Below are 17,103 nucleotides of genomic sequence, written 5' to 3'. Positions count from 1 at the left end.
GACCAGAGCGGGCGAATGCACGCCGCGACCACGGCGCGTTCAGATCGCATGGCTATAGTCGGCCGATGCGCCGATTCCGCCCCTCCCTCGCCCCCCTGCTCGCCCTGCTGGCGGCGCTTCCCGCCTGCGCGCAGATTCCGCCGCCGGAGACGCCCGCCGCGGTGACGCCGCCGGTCGCCCCCGCCGCCACGACGCTGCCCGCACCGCGCGTCGATCCGCAGCTGGCACGCGTGCGCGCCGCGCTGTCGGCCGCCGAATCCGGCAGCTTCGACGCGGCCGCCTATGCCGACCTCGCCAGCCATCCGCTGTACGGCTGGATCGAATACGCCGCGCTGCGACGCGAGCTTCCGTCGATGGACCGCGCGCGTGCCGACGGCTTCCTGCGCCGCTACGGCGGCCAGGCCGCCGGCGAGGCGTTCCGCACGCAGTGGCTCGCCGAAGCCGCCCGCCGGCAGGACTGGGCGGCGGTGGACGCGGCGTGGAAGCCGACCATCAAGGACGTCGCCCTGCGCTGCAGCGCGCTGCGAGCGCAGGACGCGCTGGGCCGCATCACGCCCGAATGGACGCAGCAGGCGCAGTCGATCTGGCGGGAGGGCGCGGAGTCGCTGCCCTCGCAGTGCGATCCCGTGTTCGCCACGCTCGATGCCCGTGGCGGCCTGCCGGCGGCGCTGCGCTGGAAACGCATCGACAAGGCCGCCGAGGCCTGGCAGCCCGGCGTGATGCGCGCGGCGGCGCGCGGCCTGCCCGCCGACGAGGCCGCGCTCGCCAACGACTACGCCGCCTTCGTCGAAGCGCTCAACGACCGCGCACTGCAATGGCCGAGGACCGAGCGCAGCCGTCGCATGGCTTCCTACGGCCTCGCGCGCTACGCCAAGTCGGTGCCGCGCGATGCCGCCACGCAGCTCGCGAAGTTCGGCCCCGCGCTCGGCTTCACCGACGTCGAGCGCGGCCGCGTGCTGTACCAGGCCGCGCTGTGGACGGCGGCGTCGCTCGAGCCCGAATCCGCACAACGCCTCGCCGCCGTGCCCGAGGCCGCCTATGACGACCGCCTGCGCGAATGGCGCGCTCGCGAGGCGATCGCGCGTTCGGACTGGCCCGCCGCGCTCGCCGCGATCCGCTCCATGGTCGGCAAGCAGCGCGAGGATTCGCGCTGGCAGTACTTCGAGGCGCGCCTCGCCGAGCTCACCGGCGATCGCGCGAACGCGCAGCGCCTGTATCGCGCCGCGGCGTCCAAGCCCGAGTTCCACGGCTTCCTCGCCGCCGACCGCATCGGCGAGCCGTACACGCTGTGCCCGTGGATCCCCGGCGACTCGGCGTCGATGCGCAGCGCGGTCGAAGCCGATCCCGCCTTGCGCCGCTCGCTGATGCTGTACGACATCGACCGCATCGGCTGGGCGACGGCCGAATGGAACGACGCGCTCACCCGCTTCGACGCCACGCGCCGCATCACCGCGGTTTCGCTGGCGCAGCAGCACGGCTGGTTCGACCGCGCGGTGTTCTCGCTCGGCAAGGACGATTCGGAGGAGCTGCGGCTGTACACGCTGCGCTTCCCGATCCACCACGAGGCGACGATCCGTCGCGAGGCCGAGAAGAACCGTCTCGACGCCTCGTGGGTGGCGGCCGAGATCCGCGCCGAAAGCATCTTCAACCCGAAGGCACGCTCCAGCGCGAACGCGATCGGCCTGATGCAGGTGCTGCCCGCCACGGGCGCGGGCGTGGCCTCGAAGATCGGCGTGCCGTGGAACGGCGAGTCCAGCCTGTACGACGCCGACACCAACATCGTGCTCGGCACCGCCTACCTTCGCCAGCTGCTCGACGGCTACGGCGAGGGCCGCCCGTACTACACGCTGGCCGGCTACAACGCGGGCCCCGCGCCGCTGTCGCGCTGGAAGTCGCAGCGCCCGTCGATGGATCCGGACTTCTGGATCGAGACGATCACCTACAAGGAAACGCGCGACTACGTGGCGCGCGTGCTGGCCTTCAGCGTGATCTACGACTGGCGCCTGCGCGGCGACGCGCTGCGCGTGAGCGATCGCATGCGCGGCGTGTTCGACGGCCGCCGCACGCCGTTCACCTGTCCGCTCGCCACCACCCCCGCCGCCCCGCAGCCGATGCCGGCGGCGCGCAAGCCGCGCCGCTGAGGCATCCTTCGCGCTCCACACTCGCGGAGACCGCCATGGGACTGCTCGACACGCTGCTGGGCCACGCCGGCGAGAAGGACATCGCAGGGCTGCACGAGGAATTCGGGCCGCTGCTGGCGCCGGGCGAGGTGCTGCAGCGCGCGTTCGGCTTCGTGCGCGACCTGATCGTGTTCACCGACCGCCGCATGATCATCGTCGACAAGCAGGGCGTGACCGGCCGCAAGACCAGCTACCTGAGCATTCCGTACCGCGCGATCGTGATGTATTCGATCGAGACCGCCGGGCATTTCGACCTCGACAGCGACCTGCGCATCTGGGTGTCCAGCCAGCCCGAACCGATCACGCGCTCGCTCGGCCGCGGCGCCGGCGTGCGCGACATCGTCGCCATCCTCGCCCAGGCCACGCGCTGAGCATGCAGGTCTATCTCGTCGGCGGCGCCGTGCGCGATCCGCTGCTGGGCGCCGAGCCCGGCGATCGCGACTACGTCGTCGTCGGCGCGACGCCGCAGCAGATGCTCGACGCCGGCTACAAACCGGTCGGCCGCGACTTCCCGGTCTTCCTGCATCCGGCCACCGGCGAGGAGTACGCGCTCGCGCGCACCGAGCGTAAATCCGGCCGCGGCTATCGCGGCTTCGTGGTCGACGCCGATCCGTCGGTGACGCTCGAGCAGGACCTCGAGCGGCGCGACTTCACTATCAATGCCATCGCACGCGAGGTGCGCGGGGACGGCTCGTTCGGCGACATCGTCGATCCGCTCGGCGGCGTACGCGATCTCGAGGCACGCGTGCTGCGGCATGTCGGGCCCGCGTTCGTCGAAGACCCGCTGCGCGTGCTGCGCGCGGCGCGCTTCATGGCGCGGCTCGCACCGCTCGGTTTCAGCGTCGCCCCGGAAACGATGGACCTGATGCGGGAAATGGCGGGCTCCGGCGAACTCGCTGAACTCACGCCCGAGCGCGTCTGGCAGGAGCTGCGCCGCAGCGTCGCCAGCCCCAGGCCGTCGGCCTTCCTGCGCACGCTGCACGATGCGGGCGCGCTCGGCGCGGTGCTGCCGGAAGTCGAGGCGCTGTACGGCGTGCCGCAGCGTGCCGAGTACCACCCGGAAGTCGACACCGGCGTGCACGTGGAGATGGTCTGCGACATGGCCGCGAAGCTGGCGCCGGGCGACGACGTCACGGGTTTCGCCGCGCTCACCCACGACCTCGGCAAGGCGCGCACGCCGGCGGACGTGTTGCCCAAGCACATCGGCCACGAGAGCGCGGGGCTCGCGCCGCTGCGCGAACTCTGCGACCGCCTGAAGGTGCCCACCGCGCACCGCCAGCTCGCCACCGCCGTCTGCCGCGAGCACCTCAACGTGCATCGCTTCGACGACCTGCGCGCCTCGACCGTGCACGACCTGCTGCAGCGCTGCGACGGCTTCCGCAACCCGCAGCGCGTCGCGCAGATGGCGCTGGTCTGCGAGGCCGACAAGCGCGGGCGGCTCGGCCTCGAGGATGTGCCCTATCCGCCGCGCGAGGGCCTGCTCGAGGCGCTCGAGGCGGCACGCGCGGTGCGCGCCGATGCGATCGCGCGCGAAGGGCTCGAAGGCCCGGCGCTGGGCGAGGCGATCCGACGCGCGCGCATCGACGCCATCGCGCAGGCCACCGGCAAGAAGCGCTGACCGTGAAGCCCCGTGCCCGCGGCTCAAGTCGGCGGCCACCGCGCCGTTACCCGCAACGATGAGCGACGCCTGCCCGGACCCGTCCGAGACCGCGCCCGCGCTCTCCATAACGCCGGACTGGATGCGTTTGCTGCAGGCCGACCGCATGGACGTGCTGGCGGCCGCATTGCGTGCCTGGCTCGCCCGACACGGCCGACGCGTGACCGTCGCCTGGCGCACCGGCCCCGATGGAGCCGTCCGCACCGAGCCGACCGGCAGCGGGATCGAACTGGATCCGTCGTTGCCGTCGCGACTGCGGCCCGGCGAGTGCGCCCGGCTTCCGTGCGGCGCGGGCGTGGTGAAACTCGCAGGCGACGTGCCGGACCTCTGGGTCCTGGTGGCCGATGTCGACGGCGCGAACGATGCCGCGGCGCTGCCGGCGATCGACGTGGTGCAGGCGCTGGCCGCGCACGTGCTGGAACGCGACCGCCTGCGGCAGGCGGTGGTGCGGCTCGAGCGCGCCGAGGGGCTGCAGCGCGCGCTGTACGAGATCACCGACATGGCCAGCTCCGGCCTCGACATGCCGGCGATGCTGTCCGGCCTGCACCGCATCGTCGGGCGGCTGATGTACGCGGAGAACTTCTTCATCGCGTTGTACGACGCCGACCTCGACGCGATCCGCTTCATCTACTTCGCGGACGTCGCCGACGACGAGTGGCAGGACCCCGACGCGGTGGACCCGATGTCGGAGATCGAGGGCAGCCTGACCTGGCACCTCATCCGCCATGCCAGGCCGCTGATGGGGCCCACGTCCAGACTGTACGAACAGGTGAGCGGCCCACTGGCGATCATCGGCCCCGGCGCGGCCGACTGGCTCGGCGTTCCCATCGTGATCGACGGGCACGTGCGCGGCGCGCTGGTGGTGCAGAGCTACGATCGCGGCGACCTGTACACGCCGGTCGAGCGCGACCTGCTCACCTATGTCGGCACGCATATCGTGACGGCGATCGACCGCAAGCGCGCGTTCGACCGCCTCGAGCAGCAGACGCACGAGCTGGAGCGGCAGATCGACGTGCGCAGGCAGGTCGAGCAGCGCCTGCAGCACGAAGTGATGCACGACCCGCTCACCGGACTGCCGAACCGCGCCTACCTGCGCGAGCACCTGGCCCGTGCGATGGCGGCGCAGGCGCGCGACCCGTCGCAATGTTTCGCGGTGCTGTTCCTCGACCTGGACCGCTTCAAGGTGATCAACGACAGCGCCGGCCATGTGGTCGGCGACGAGCTGCTGAAGGTGGTGGCGCGCCGCTTCTCCGACTGCCTGCGCACGCCCGACATCGTGGCGCGCCTCGGTGGCGACGAGTTCGCGATCGTGATGCACGGCATTACCGGCAGCGATGCGCCCGCACGCCTCGCGCGGCGCCTCATCGACGCGATGCAGGAGCCGGTGCGCGTTCAGGACAAGGAGCTGTTCAGCGGCGTCAGTATCGGCATCGCGCTGGGCAGCCCGTCGTACACGGCACCCGAGCAGCTGCTGCGCGATGCCGACATCGCGATGTACCGGGTGAAGGAACGCGCGCGCGGCGGCTTCGAGATGTTCGACGAGCAGCTGCACCGCCAGGCGCTGGAGTTGCTGGCACTCGAGAGCGAACTCCGCGCCGCCGCATCGCGCGACGAGTTCCTCCCGCATTTCCAGCCCATCGTGCGCCTCGCCGACGGGGCCGTGGTCGGCTACGAAGCGCTGATGCGCTGGCAGCATCCCACCCGCGGGCTCCTCGCGCCGGCCGCGTTCCTGCGCGCGGCGGAAGCCTGCGGTGTGCTGGAGACACTCGACTGGCAACTCTACGAGAACGTTTTCCGCAGCGTTCCGTCACTGCTGCGCGATGGCCAGCGCGTGAGCCTCAACGTGTCGCCGCGCCACTTCCTCGTGCACGAACTCGACGAGCGCCTGCTCGCGCTCATGCAGCGCCACGGCGTCCGCCCGGAGCAGGTGCGCATCGAGATCACCGAGGGCGCGCTGATCGAGAATCCGGCCCGCGTGGGGGCATGCATCGACCGCCTGCGCTTGGCCGGCGTCTATACGGCGCTGGACGACTTCGGCACCGGCTACTCGTCGATGAGCTACCTGCACCGCTTCCGCTTCCACACCATCAAGCTCGATCGCTCGTTCATCGCCGATCTCGGGCCCGGCGGGACGAAGGTCGCCGCGGCCCTGGTGCGCGCGGCGGTCGACCTGTCCCGGGCGCTGGACCTCGAAGTGATCGCCGAAGGCATCGAAACCGACGAGCAACGCGACGCGGTGCGCGCGTTGGGCTGCAGCTTCGGCCAGGGCTATCGCTTCGCGCGGCCGGCGGCGGCATCGGTGTTCTCGGCGCCGGTGGACACGCCGGCGTGATGCGGCGCCGGAGCGACCGGCAGGGCCCGGCTCAGCGCCCGTAGACGGGGCGGTGCGCCTTCACCGCCATCACCACGCCCAGGCCCGCCAGCAGCGACACCGCCGAGGTGCCGCCGTAGCTCAGCAGCGGCATCGGCACGCCGACCACCGGCAGCAGGCCGGCGATCATGCCGCCGTTGACCAGCACGTAGACGCAGAAGGCCATGGCGAGCGCGCCGGCGAGCATGCGCGAATAGCCGTCGCGCGCCTCCACCGCGATCCACAGGCAGCGGCCGATCACGAAGAGGTACAGCGCGAGCACGGTCACCACGCCGAGCCAGCCGAACTCCTCGCTGAGCACGGCGAAGATGAAGTCGGTGGTGTGCTCGGGCAGGTAGTTGAGGTGCGACTGCGAGCCGTGCATCCAGCCCTTGCCGGTCAGGCCGCCCGCGCCGATCGCGATCTTCGACTGGATGATGTTCCAGCCCGCGCCGAGCGGATCGGATTCCGGATCGAGGAAGGTGAGGATGCGGTCCTTCTGGTAGGGCCGCAGCAGGAAGAACCAGGCGACCGGCGCGGCGGTGGCCACGCCCGCGCCCGCGGCGGCGAACCACCACCACGACAGGCCGGCGAGGTACAGCACGAACGCGCCGCTGAGCGCGACGAGCATGGCCGTGCCGAAGTCGGGCTGCTTGAGGATCAGCAACGTCGGCACCGCGATGATCGTGCCGGCGATGAGCGTGACCCTGAAGCTCGGCGGCAGCGGCCGGCGGTTGAGATACCAGGCGACCATCATCGGAAGGCTGATCTTCAGCACTTCCGATGGTTGGAAATAGAACACGCCGAGATTGATCCACAGGTTGCCGCTGCGTCCGCTGCCGACGACCAGCACCACCAGCAACGGCACGATGGAGGCGACGTAGACGTACGGCGTCCAGTTGCGCAGCTGGTTGATGGGAATGCGCGACACCGCCCACATCGCCGCGAGGCCGATGCCGTAGTGCGCGCCGCGCGCCACGACCATGCGCGTGGAGCCGTCGCCCGCGCTGTAGATCACCGCGAGGCCGATCGCCATCAGGCCCGCCAGCGCGCCGAGCAGCGGCAGGTCGAGCGTGCGCACGAAGCGCAGCAGCATGTCGTACAGCCAGCGCAGCAGGATCATCGCGCACCCGCCTGCAGGGCCTGCAATGCGGCCAGCGCCTTCTGCGCGGCGGCCTTCGCCTGCGCGTCGCGCGTGGCGGGCGCGGGCTTCGGATCACCCGTGGCGGGCGCCGGCTCCTGCGTTTCGACCGGCTGCGTCGGCGTCGACGTTGGTTTCGCGGGAACGCGCGCGGGCGTCGCTGGCGCGGCCACGGCGGGCTTGGCGGCCTCGGCTTCGGCTCCGGGCACGTACTCGAGCGATGCCCCGCCCTGCGGCGAACGCGTCACGCCCTCGGCCGGTTCCGGCATCTTCCCGAGCAGCCAGGCATCGAACACCTTGCGCGCGATCGGCGCGGCGGTGCTGCCGCCGTAACCGCCGTGCTCGACCGATACCGCGATCGCGATGCTCGGCGCATCCGCCGGCGCATAGCCGACGAACAGGGCCTGGTGGCGCAGGTGGTAGGGCAGCGCATGCGGATTCACGCTCGCACTGCCCTTGCGGCTCACCTTTTGCGCCGTGCCCGTCTTGCCGGCCATCAGGTAGGGCGCGCCGCGCGCCATCATCGCCGCGGTGCCGCCGCCGTGCACGGTCGCGACCATGCCGTCGTGCACCGCGCGCAGGTTGGACTCGCTGTCGCTGATGCGCGGCGCGGCTCCGCGCGCGGTCGAATGCCAGTCGCCGTTGTACCCCTCGCGCGTGGCCATCACCACGTGCAGCGGATGCAGCGCGCCGCCGTTGGCGAGCGCCGCGGTGCCCCGCACCAGCTGCAGCACCGTCGCCACCCAGTAGCCCTGGCCGATGCCCGCGATCACCGTCTCGCCGGCGTACCAGGGCTCCTTGCTGCGCCTGGACTTCCACTCCGGCGACGGCACGATGCCGATGTTCTCGCCGAGCAGGTCCAGCCCCGACTTCTGCCCGAAGCCGTAGCGCCGCATGTAGGTATCGAACCTCTCGATGCCCATGTCGTAGGCGAGCTTGTAGTAGTAGTAGTTGACCGACTGCGCGATCGACTTCTTGAGGTCCGTCCAGCCCGCGGCGCCGTGCGCGTCGCGATAGCCGCGGCGCTGGCCCGGGATGTGGAATTCGCCGGTGGAGAACACCGACGACTCGGGCGTGCGCAGTCCGCTGTCCAGGCCCGCGAGCGCGACCAGCGGCTTGATCGTGGAGCCCGGCGGGCCGCCGCCGAGCACGGGACGGTTGAACAGCGGGCGCGAGGGATTCGTCGTCAGCGCCCTGTAGTGCTTGTGGGTGATGCCGTTGACGAACAGGTTGGCGTCGTAGGACGGCAGCGAGACCATCGCCAGCACGTCGCCGGTGCGCGGATCCACCGCCACCGCCGCGCCATCCATGTCGCCGAACGCGGTGACCATCGCCTGCTGCAGGTCGATGTCGATCGAGAGGCGCAGGTCGGTGCCGGGTTTGGCGGGCACGCGGCCGACGGTGCGCAGCGGGCGGCCGTCGACATTCGTTTCCACCTTTTCGTAACCGATCGCGCCGCGCAACTGCGACTCGTAGGCGCGCTCCAGCCCGGTCTTGCCGATGTGCGTGAGCGCATCGAAGCCGGGGCCGAGCGCCTTGACGTCGTCCTCGTCGACGCGGGCGACGTAGCCGATGATGTGCGCGGTGAGCTCGCCGTACGGATAGCGGCGGTTGAGGTAGGACACCAGCTCGACGCCCGGATAGCGCCAGCGGTCGACCGCGAAGCGCGCGGCCTCCTCGTCGCTCAGCCGCATCTTCAGCGTGATCGGCTTGAAGCCGCGCGAGGCGCGGCGCGTGTCGTCGAAGCGCTCGACGTCCTCCGGCGCGAGCTCGACGATGCGCGCGAGCTGCGGCAGCCATTTCGCCGGGTCGCCCGCCTCGTTCGGCGTGACGTCCAGGCGCCAGGCCGGCACGTTGTCGGCGAGGATGCGGCCCTTGCGGTCGTAGATCAGCCCGCGGCCGGGCACCACCGGCTGCAGCTTGATCCGGTTGGCCTCCGAGCGCGTGGCGAAGTCCTCGTGCTGCAGCACCTGCAGGCGGAAATACCAGGCGCCCAGCCCGACCAGCGCGAGCACGATGCAGGCGAGCGCGAGGAAGGCGCGCGCGCGGAACTGCGCGGCCTCGGCCCCGGCGTTCTTCATGCGTCGACTGCGCGGGCGGACGAGTGCCATCGGGCTATCGCTTGCGCTTGCGCCAGGCGCCGAGGCGCAGCGCATCGAGGATCAGGAACACCGGCGGCCACAGCAGCATGCCCACCAGCGGCGCGCTCCAGTAGCTCCACGGCAGCACCGGCTCGCGTAGCGCGAGATGCAGGCCGGCGCTCACGATGCGGTCGTTGACCAGCAGCGCGCCCAGCGTGAGCGCCTGCTGCGACAACGGGAAGAAGCGCAGCCGCGCGCGGAAGCGCTGGACGATGAAGGCGAGGATGACCAGCCGCAGCGCCTGCTCGCCGAGCAGCCCGCCGTAGACGACGTCGGCGACAAGTCCCACGCAGAACGCGAAGCCCAGGCCGACGCGCTCGGGCGCCTCGATCAGCCAGTAGGCCAGCACCAGCGCGAGCCAGAACGGCCTCAGCGGCTGCAGCGCGAGCGGCAGCGGCAACAGCCCCAGCAGGAGCGCGACCAGCAGGCTCACGGGCAGGATCCAGCGCGGATACGAGCGCATCAGCGGGTCTCCTGCGGCGTGGTCGTGGGAGGCGTCGCCGGCGTCGTGGCGCGCGATGGCGGCGTGCCGGCATCGCCGCGCGCGGGCGTCGCCGTGGACGACCCGGCAGGCGCCGCCGTTGGGTTGCTCGATGGCGACGTCGTGCCGGGCGCGCCCGGCGCCGGATTCGCGGCCGGCGCATCCTGCAGCGAGCCGCCGATGCCCACCTGTCCCGGCACGCCGGTGAGGTGTTCCGGCGGCGGAGGCGGCAGCGGCAGGCGCGCGGCGTTCGTGCGCAGCAGCAGCACCTCGCGGCCGCGATCGAGCTGCGCGGCCGGGCGCACGTCGCCTTCGAGGAAGGCGCGGCTCTCGTCGGGCCGCAGCGCGACGATGCGCCCGACCGGGAAGCCCGGCGGGAAGCGCCCGCCCAGGCCCGAGGTCACGATGCTGTCGCCCACGCGCACGTCGCTGGACAGCGGGATGTTCTCCAGCGCGAGCAGGTCGCTGCGGCCGGTGCCGTAGGCGACGAGCCGCACGCCGTTGCGCGCGATCGCCACCGGCACCGCGTGGTCCGGGTCGGTGATCAGCAGCACGTCGGACTGCAGCGGACCGACGCGCGTGACCTGCCCCAGCAGGCCGTAGGCATCGATCACGCTCTGGCCCTCGCGCAGCTGGTCGCGCGTGCCGGCATCGAGCACGATGCGCTGGCGCGTGGGGTCGAGGTCGACGTCGAGGATGGGCGCCAGCTGCACGTCGAGGCCGCCGCGCTGCGCGGCGTCGAGCAGCGCACGCAGCCGCGAGTTGTCGGCGATCACAGTGCTGAGTCGCGCGATGCGCGCCTGCGCGATCAGCAGCTCGCGGCGCAGTTCGCGGTTGCGCCGCGCGAGTTGCGTGGCGGTGGCGACGTTGTCGATGGTGTCGCCGGCGACCTGCCCCGGCAGGCCGGCGACCGCGCGCACGGGCTCGGCGACGATGCCGGCCTGCTCGCGCAGGCGGTGCATCCAGCCGCCTCGATGGTCGAGCACCGCGAGCGCCACGGCGGCGGCGAGATACGCCAGCAGGCGCAGCGTTCCGGCGGCGTCCCCGAGTCGGGCGGGAGCGGAGGGAGCGGGCACGGGCGGGCGGCTGGCCGAGGTCGAAGGGAAGTGGCGCGATCCGCTGCGGTGCGCCTGCGCGCCCCTGATGCCGGGACGCCGCCGCCGATCGCGGTCGCGGCGCCCGTGGTGCGCGCTTATTCCGGCGCGAAGAACTCGTTGCCGTGCATGTCGACCAGCTCGAGCGCACGGCCACCGCCGCGCGCCACGCAGGTCAGCGGATCGTCCGCCACCTGCACGTGCAGGCCGGTTTCCTCGCTGATCAGCCGGTCGAGGTCGCGCAGCAGCGCGCCGCCGCCGGTGAGCACGATGCCGCGCTCGGCGACGTCGGCGCAGAGCTCCGGCGGGGTCTGCTCGAGCGCGAGGCGGATCGCCGCGACGATGCCCGACAGCGGCTCGCGCAGCGCGTCCAGCACCTCGTTGCTGCTGATCGTGATCATCTTCGGCACGCCCTCGGCGAGGTTGCGGCCGGAGACCTCGATGGTGCGCACGTCCTGCTGCGGATACGCGCAGCCGATCTCCAGCTTGATGCGCTCGGCCGTGGCCTCGCCGATCAGCGTGCCGTAGTGGCGGCGCACGTAGTTGATGATCGACTCGTCGAAGCGGTCGCCGCCGATGCGCACCGACTGCGAGTAGACGACGCCGTTGAGCGCGATCACCGCGACCTCGGTGGTGCCGCCGCCGATGTCGACGACCATCGAGCCGCGCGCTTCGGTCACCGGCATGCCGGCGCCGATCGCCGCCGCCATCGGCTCCTCGATCAGATACACCTCGCGCGCGCCGGCCTCTTCGGCCGATTCCTTGATCGCGCGACGCTCGACCTGCGTCGAACCGGCCGGCACGCAGACCAGCACGCGCGGGCTGGGGCGCAGGAAGCGGCTCTTGTGCACCTTGCGGATGAAGTGCTTGAGCATCTCCTCCGTGTACGTGAAGTCGGCGATGACGCCGTCCTTCATCGGGCGGATCGTGGTGATGTGGCCCGGCGTGCGGCCGAGCATCTGCTTGGCCTCGGCGCCGACGGCGGCCACCGAACGGCTTCCGCCGACCATGCGGTCCTGGCGCACCGCGACGACCGACGGCTCGTTCAGGACGATGCCCTGGCCGCGGACGTAGATGAGGGTATTGGCCGTGCCCAGGTCGATGGACAGGTCGTTGGAGAAAATGCCGCGAAACTTCTTCAACATCGGGGGAATGGCCCGCAAAAGGGAGGCGCGAGAGGCGGGCGCCGGAACACGGGCGCGCGAGGGTGGCCAGCCTAGCAACGGGGCCTGTGCCGGGCAAGGAATCACGGGCCCTTCACGGCGCTTTCTGCCGCATCGGGTCACACAGCGGCCATGTTCAGCTTCCGGGCCGGGCCTTCGGGGCCTGTGACGCTGGCCGCACCGGCCGCCAGCCGCTACCCTACGCGCCGCGCCGCGCCGGGCGCGGTGACTGGAAACGTATCGGATGTCTGCCCTGATCTGCGGCTCGCTGGCCTACGACACCATCATGGTGTTCCCGGACCAGTTCAAGAATCACATCCTGCCGGACAAGGTGCACATCCTGAACGTGTCGTTCCTGGTCCCGCGCATGCGCCGCGAGTTCGGCGGCTGCGCCGGCAACATCGCCTACAACCTGAAGCTGATCGGCGGCGATCCCATCCCGATGGCGACGGTCGGCCAGGACTTCGCGCCCTACCGCGCGCATTTCGAGAAGTGCGGCATCCGCCTCGACCAGGTCCGCGTGATCGAGGACATGTTCACGCCGCAGGCCTTCATCACCACCGACCTCGACAACAACCAGCTCACCGCTTTCCACCCGGGCGCGATGAGCCGGTCGCACGACAACCACGTGCGCGAGGTCGAGGGCGTCACGTTCGGCATCGTCGCGCCCGACGGCTACGACGGCATGCTGCAGAACGCGCAGGAATTCCACGACTGCGGGATCCCCTTCATCTTCGATCCCGGCCAGGCGATGCCGCTGTTCAGCGGCGAGGAGTTCCGCCACTTCATCGAGCTGGCCGACTACGTGGTGGTCAACGACTACGAGTCGAACCTGCTGCAGGAACGCACCGGCTGGGACGAGAAGACGATCGCCGCCAAGGTACGCGCCTACATCACCACGCGCGGGCCGCGCGGCTCGCAGATCCATGTCGACGGCCAGTGCCACGAGATCCCGCCGGCGCGCGAGCGCGCGGTGGTCGATCCGACCGGCTGCGGCGACGCTTTCCGCGCCGGCCTGATCCTGGGCCTGATGCGCGGCTACGACCTGCCCACCTGCGGGCGCATGGGCTCGCTGATGGGCGCGCTGAAGGTCGGCCATCCGGGCACGCAGAACCAGACCTTCGGCTACGACGACTTCGCCGCCGAGTTCCACGACCAGTTCGGCTACACGCTGGGCTGAGTGACGCGCGGCGCCCACGCGGCGCCGCATCCGTTCGACCGTCGATGCACGCGAACCGCGCGCGTGCTCAGCCGACGCGGCTCCAGTCCGGCTGCACCAGCGCCTCGAGTTGCGGCCTGGCGAAGTAGTAGCCCTGGAACAGGCGCACGCCCGCCGCTCGCAGCCAGGCGTATTCGCGCTCGGTCTCCACGCCCTCGGCGACGACGGTCGAACCCAGCGCGTTGGCCATGCGCATGACGCCCTCGACCACGACCTGCCGCGGGCGGTGGTGGTCGATGTCGCGCAGCAGTTCCATGTCGAGCTTCAGCACCTGCGGCTGGAACTGCACCAGCAACTGCAGACCGGCGAAGCCCGCGCCGAAGTCGTCGATGGCGGTGACGAAGCCGCGCTGGTGGTAGTAGGCGAGGATCGACAGCGCGTGCTGCGGATCGATGATGCGCTCGCCCTCGGTGAGTTCGAATATCAGCTTCTCGACCGGCATCGCTGCGCGGTCGGCCGCGGCGAGCGTCACGCGGATGCAGCTCGCGGGCTCGTAGACGGCATTGGGAATGAAGTTGATCGACAGCCGTGCATCGCCCAGCCCGAGCCGCGATGCGGTCTCGATCGCGAGCACGCGACAGGCCTGGTCGAAGCGGTAGAGCGTGTCGGCGGTGATCTGCTCGAGTACCCAGCCCGCGCCCTGCCCGTCCGGGCCGCGCACCAGCGCTTCCCATGCGAATACCTCGCGACGGGTGACGTCGACGATGGGCTGGAAGGCCATGCGCAGCGCGAGGTCGAGCGGCTCGGCGTCGCGACAGCGGGCGCAGCCGGGGATGTCCTGCGGAGATGCGGTCATGGTTCCCCTTACCAGCCCGGCATGCGCTCGGGGTCGAGCCCGCCGACCTCGAATACCGCGTCCTGCGCGGGCGCACCCTTGAGCGGCACGCGGATGGTGATCGTCTGCGCGCCGCGCGCGGTGCGCCACAGGCCGCGCTCGTCCTCGATGAACATCGCGATGGCCTCGTCGGTCTTCGGCCGGCTGCCGGCCATCGTGCGCGGCTTGCCGTCGACGTCGAGCTTCAGGCGGCAGCCGCCGTAGCAGTCGAAATCACCGTTATCGAGCACGAGGTAGCTGCTGCGGCCCCATTCGGGATGGTCGCGGAAGATCAGCCGCACATGGCTGCGACCGGCGCCGGTGTCGATCGCATCCTTCGAGTAGATCGACGCATTGAGCTGCCGGCCCTTGCCGACCGGCTGCGTCTGGTAGGACCACAGGCCCTGCAGTCGCGCTGTTTTCGCCTGCGCGTCGGCGCGCGACTTCGCGTCGGCGCACTGCGTGGCCAGCCGCTTGAGCGCGTCGCTGCCCGGATGGCGGAAGCCGAGCACGTCACAGTGCGCGCGTGCCAGCGTCCAGTTCTCGCTCGCGATCGCCGCCTCGGCCTGCCTGGCCATGTCCTCGGCGGCCGCGGCGTCCTGCTGCGCCTTCGCCTGCGCGGCGGCCTGCGCAGCCGCCTGCGGGTCCGGGCGCGGGCCGCAGGCGGCGAGCGCGATCAGCAGCGTGGGCGGGAGCAGTCGGGACAGACGCATCGCGGCGTTCTCCGGCGGGACGGAAGGGGACGATAACAGCCGCGCCCGGCACGATGCCGCTGCGCGCAACGAAAAGGCCGCCGACCTCGCGGTCGACGGCCTTCGTTCCAGTATTTCGCGGCGGGTTACTTCGCCGCGCCGCCGCGTGCCTTCGCGTCGGCGATCACCTGCTCGACGCTGCCCGAGGTGATCGGGTGGTAGCCGGGCTTGGCCTTGGCGTAGACCTGCTCGGCGAATGCGAGGCCCTGCGGCGTCTGCACCAGCGCGCCGTAGGTCGGCATGATCAGCTTGCGGCGGCCGATGCGCGCGAGGAACTCGCCGATCGCCTCGTTCGCCTGCGTGTAGCCGCTGCGCACCGCGAGCGGATACCAGCGCTGCGCGATCTCGCCGTTGCTGGTGCCGGTGAAACGGTAGGCGGCGTCGAGCGCGGCGAGGCGCTCGGTCGGCAGTGTCTCGGGCATGCCCTCGATGAAGTGCACCCACTCCTGCGTCGACCACTTCGAGGTCAGCGTGTTCGCCGGCAGCGCGCCGCCGTCCAGCCAGGCCTTGCGCGCGGCGTCGACCGCATCGAAGCGCGGCGACGACAGCTGCGGCGCCGTCGACGGGATGCCCGGCTCGTACAGCCACGCATCGAACTCGGCCTGCGTGACCTTGCCCGGGTACTTGTCGAGCAGGTTGGCCTTGGCGTACTCGGCGAACTGCTGCGTGCCGATCGACTGGAACGCGAAGTGGTCGAAGTAGCCGCGCAGGAATGCGTCGAAGTTCTCGCGGCCGAAGCGCTGCTCGAGGAACTGCAGGAACCACGCGCCCTTGGCGTAGACGGTGGAGCCGAGGTTGTCGTCCGGGTCCTTCAGCACGCCGGGCTTGACCGCCAGCGGCTGGCGCGAGGTGTTCTCGGGCGTGAACTCGGCGCGCAGCTCGTTGCGCGCGATCACGCTCTCCATGTCGGCGCGCTCGCGGCCGTAGAGCGCCTCGACGATGCGGTTCTCGACGTAGCTGGTGAAACCCTCGTTGAGCCAGGCGTCACGCGAGGTGGCGAAGGTGACGAGGTTGCCCGACCAGCTGTGCGCCAGCTCGTGCGCGACCAGCGACACCAGCGACTTGTCGCCTGTGATGACCGTCGGCGTCGCGAAGGTCAGGCGCGGGTTCTCCATGCCGCCGTAGGGGAACGAGGGCGGCAGCACCAGCACGTCGTAGCGCCCCCAGCGGTACGGGCCGTAGAGCTGCTCGGCGGTGGCCATCATCTTCGGCGTGTCGACGAACTCGGCGGCGGCCTTCGGCGCCATCGACGGCTCGGCCCACACGCCCGAGCGCGGGCCGGTCGGCTTGAACACGAGGTCGCCGGCGGCGATGGCCATGAGGTACGACGGGATCGCCTGCGGCATCTCGAAGCTGTAGTCGCCGTCACGCACGGCGGCGGGGTCGTTGTTGGCGCTCATCAGCACCATGACGTCCTTCGGCGACGTCACGTGCGCGGTGTAGGTGAAGCGCACCATCGTCGTGTCCTGCAGCGGCACCCACGAGCGTGCGTGGATCTGCTGCGACTGGCTGAACATGAAGGGCGTCTTCTTGCCTTCCGTCATCTCCGGCGTCAGCCACTGCAGGCCCGATGCGTTCGGCGAGGTGCGGTAGGTCACGCGGATGCGCTTGTTGCGCTCGGGCGCGGCGATGGTGAGCGCGCTGCCGAGGATCTTGTCGGCCGGCGCGAGCACGTGGGTGAGGTCGGTCCAGCGGCCGTCGGCGCCCTCGCCCACCACCTTCTCGATGGTGAGGTCGCGCGTGTCGAGCACCAGCTTGCCCCACTTCGGATCGAGCCAGTCCAGCGTGTAGGTCACGCTGCCGGCGAGCTGCTTCTGCGCGAAGTCGACGTTGAGCTCGAGCGCGAGGTCCTTGATGCGGACCTTGTCGGGCTCGGCGAAGGAATGCTCGTCGGGGCGCGCGGCCTCGCTGGCGGCAGGCGCGGCCGGCTTGGCGGCATTGCCCGCAGCCGTGGTGGTGGCGTCGTCGCGATTGCAGCCGGCGACGATGGCGGCGATGCCGATGGCGAGGCCGCACAGGGTCAGTGAGATCGATCGCATGGTCGAGGCTCGTCGGAGAAGGGCCGCAGTGTACTGCGGCCGTTTCGCGCGACGCGCGCGGGCATGACTTAC

The 17,103-nt window shown here is 71.1% G+C and carries 13 protein-coding genes; 5 read left to right on the top strand and 8 right to left on the bottom strand.

The features are described 5' to 3' along the window. Positions 1-65: 65 nt before the first annotated feature. The 4 genes from IE066_RS13080 to IE066_RS13065 are packed head-to-tail and all read left to right on the top strand — an operon-like array spanning position 66 to position 6,169. Positions 66-2,141 (top strand): lytic transglycosylase domain-containing protein, encoded by a 2,076-nt coding sequence (locus tag IE066_RS13080; protein WP_189450640.1) that lies wholly within the window; start codon positions 66-68, stop codon positions 2,139-2,141. Positions 2,142-2,176: 35 nt separating this feature from the next. After that, positions 2,177-2,551 carry a PH domain-containing protein gene (locus tag IE066_RS13075; RefSeq protein WP_189450638.1) on the top strand — a complete coding sequence of 125 codons (375 nt, stop codon included), beginning with the start codon at positions 2,177-2,179 and terminating at the stop codon, positions 2,549-2,551. A 2-nt stretch (positions 2,552-2,553) separates the two neighbouring features. Further along, positions 2,554-3,798 carry a multifunctional CCA addition/repair protein gene (locus tag IE066_RS13070; RefSeq protein ID WP_189450637.1) on the top strand — a complete coding sequence of 415 codons (1,245 nt, stop codon included), beginning with the start codon at positions 2,554-2,556 and terminating at the stop codon, positions 3,796-3,798. 58 nt (positions 3,799-3,856) lie between these two features. Further along, a complete protein-coding gene (locus IE066_RS13065; RefSeq protein ID WP_189450636.1) occupies positions 3,857-6,169 on the top strand; it encodes a putative bifunctional diguanylate cyclase/phosphodiesterase in 2,313 nt (770 codons plus the stop codon). Positions 6,170-6,200: 31 nt separating this feature from the next. On the opposite strand, the gene rodA is transcribed toward IE066_RS13065, so the two are convergent. From rodA to IE066_RS13040, 5 genes are all read right to left on the bottom strand, one after another. Then, positions 6,201-7,310 (bottom strand): rod shape-determining protein RodA, encoded by a 1,110-nt coding sequence (gene rodA / locus IE066_RS13060; protein ID WP_229790815.1) that lies wholly within the window; start codon positions 7,308-7,310, stop codon positions 6,201-6,203. Then, entirely contained in the window at positions 7,307-9,439 is a 2,133-nt protein-coding gene (mrdA, locus tag IE066_RS13055; protein WP_189450635.1) for a penicillin-binding protein 2, read from the bottom strand. Before mrdA ends, rodA begins: the two co-directional genes overlap by 4 nt. A 4-nt stretch (positions 9,440-9,443) precedes the next feature. Continuing rightward, a complete protein-coding gene (gene mreD, locus IE066_RS13050) occupies positions 9,444-9,932 on the bottom strand; it encodes a rod shape-determining protein MreD (RefSeq protein ID WP_189450634.1) in 489 nt (162 codons plus the stop codon). Beyond that, on the bottom strand, positions 9,932-11,026 hold the full coding sequence (gene mreC, locus IE066_RS13045; RefSeq protein ID WP_189450632.1) for a rod shape-determining protein MreC: 1,095 nt from the start codon (positions 11,024-11,026) through the stop codon (positions 9,932-9,934). Before mreC ends, mreD begins: the two co-directional genes overlap by 1 nt. A gap of 116 nt (positions 11,027-11,142) precedes the next feature. Beyond that, positions 11,143-12,189 carry a rod shape-determining protein gene (locus tag IE066_RS13040; RefSeq protein WP_189450630.1) on the bottom strand — a complete coding sequence of 349 codons (1,047 nt, stop codon included), beginning with the start codon at positions 12,187-12,189 and terminating at the stop codon, positions 11,143-11,145. Positions 12,190-12,451: 262 nt separating this feature from the next. Here IE066_RS13040 and IE066_RS13035 point away from each other — a divergent pair, with 262 nt between their 5' ends. Then, positions 12,452-13,387, top strand: coding sequence for a carbohydrate kinase family protein (locus IE066_RS13035; RefSeq protein ID WP_189450628.1), 936 nt, complete (start codon positions 12,452-12,454; stop codon positions 13,385-13,387). A 67-nt stretch (positions 13,388-13,454) separates the two neighbouring features. Here IE066_RS13035 and IE066_RS13030 read toward each other — a convergent pair whose 3' ends face one another. From IE066_RS13030 to IE066_RS13020, 3 genes are all read right to left on the bottom strand, one after another. Further along, complete coding sequence (locus IE066_RS13030; protein WP_189450625.1) at positions 13,455-14,222, bottom strand: EAL domain-containing protein; 768 nt, start codon at positions 14,220-14,222, stop codon at positions 13,455-13,457. Between the two features lie 8 nt (positions 14,223-14,230). Next, positions 14,231-14,953 (bottom strand): hypothetical protein, encoded by a 723-nt coding sequence (locus tag IE066_RS13025; RefSeq protein WP_189450623.1) that lies wholly within the window; start codon positions 14,951-14,953, stop codon positions 14,231-14,233. A 125-nt stretch (positions 14,954-15,078) separates the two neighbouring features. Continuing rightward, the gene (locus IE066_RS13020) at positions 15,079-17,031 is read right to left on the bottom strand and encodes a M1 family metallopeptidase (protein WP_189450621.1); all 1,953 of its coding nucleotides are present in this window, start codon (positions 17,029-17,031) and stop codon (positions 15,079-15,081) included. Between the last annotated feature and the right edge of the window lie 72 nt (positions 17,032-17,103).

This window comes from Cognatilysobacter xinjiangensis, assembly GCF_014651995.1.
In the GTDB taxonomy this organism is placed as follows: domain Bacteria; phylum Pseudomonadota; class Gammaproteobacteria; order Xanthomonadales; family Xanthomonadaceae; genus Cognatilysobacter; species Cognatilysobacter xinjiangensis.
This window is presented reverse-complemented; position numbering and strand designations above follow the sequence as displayed.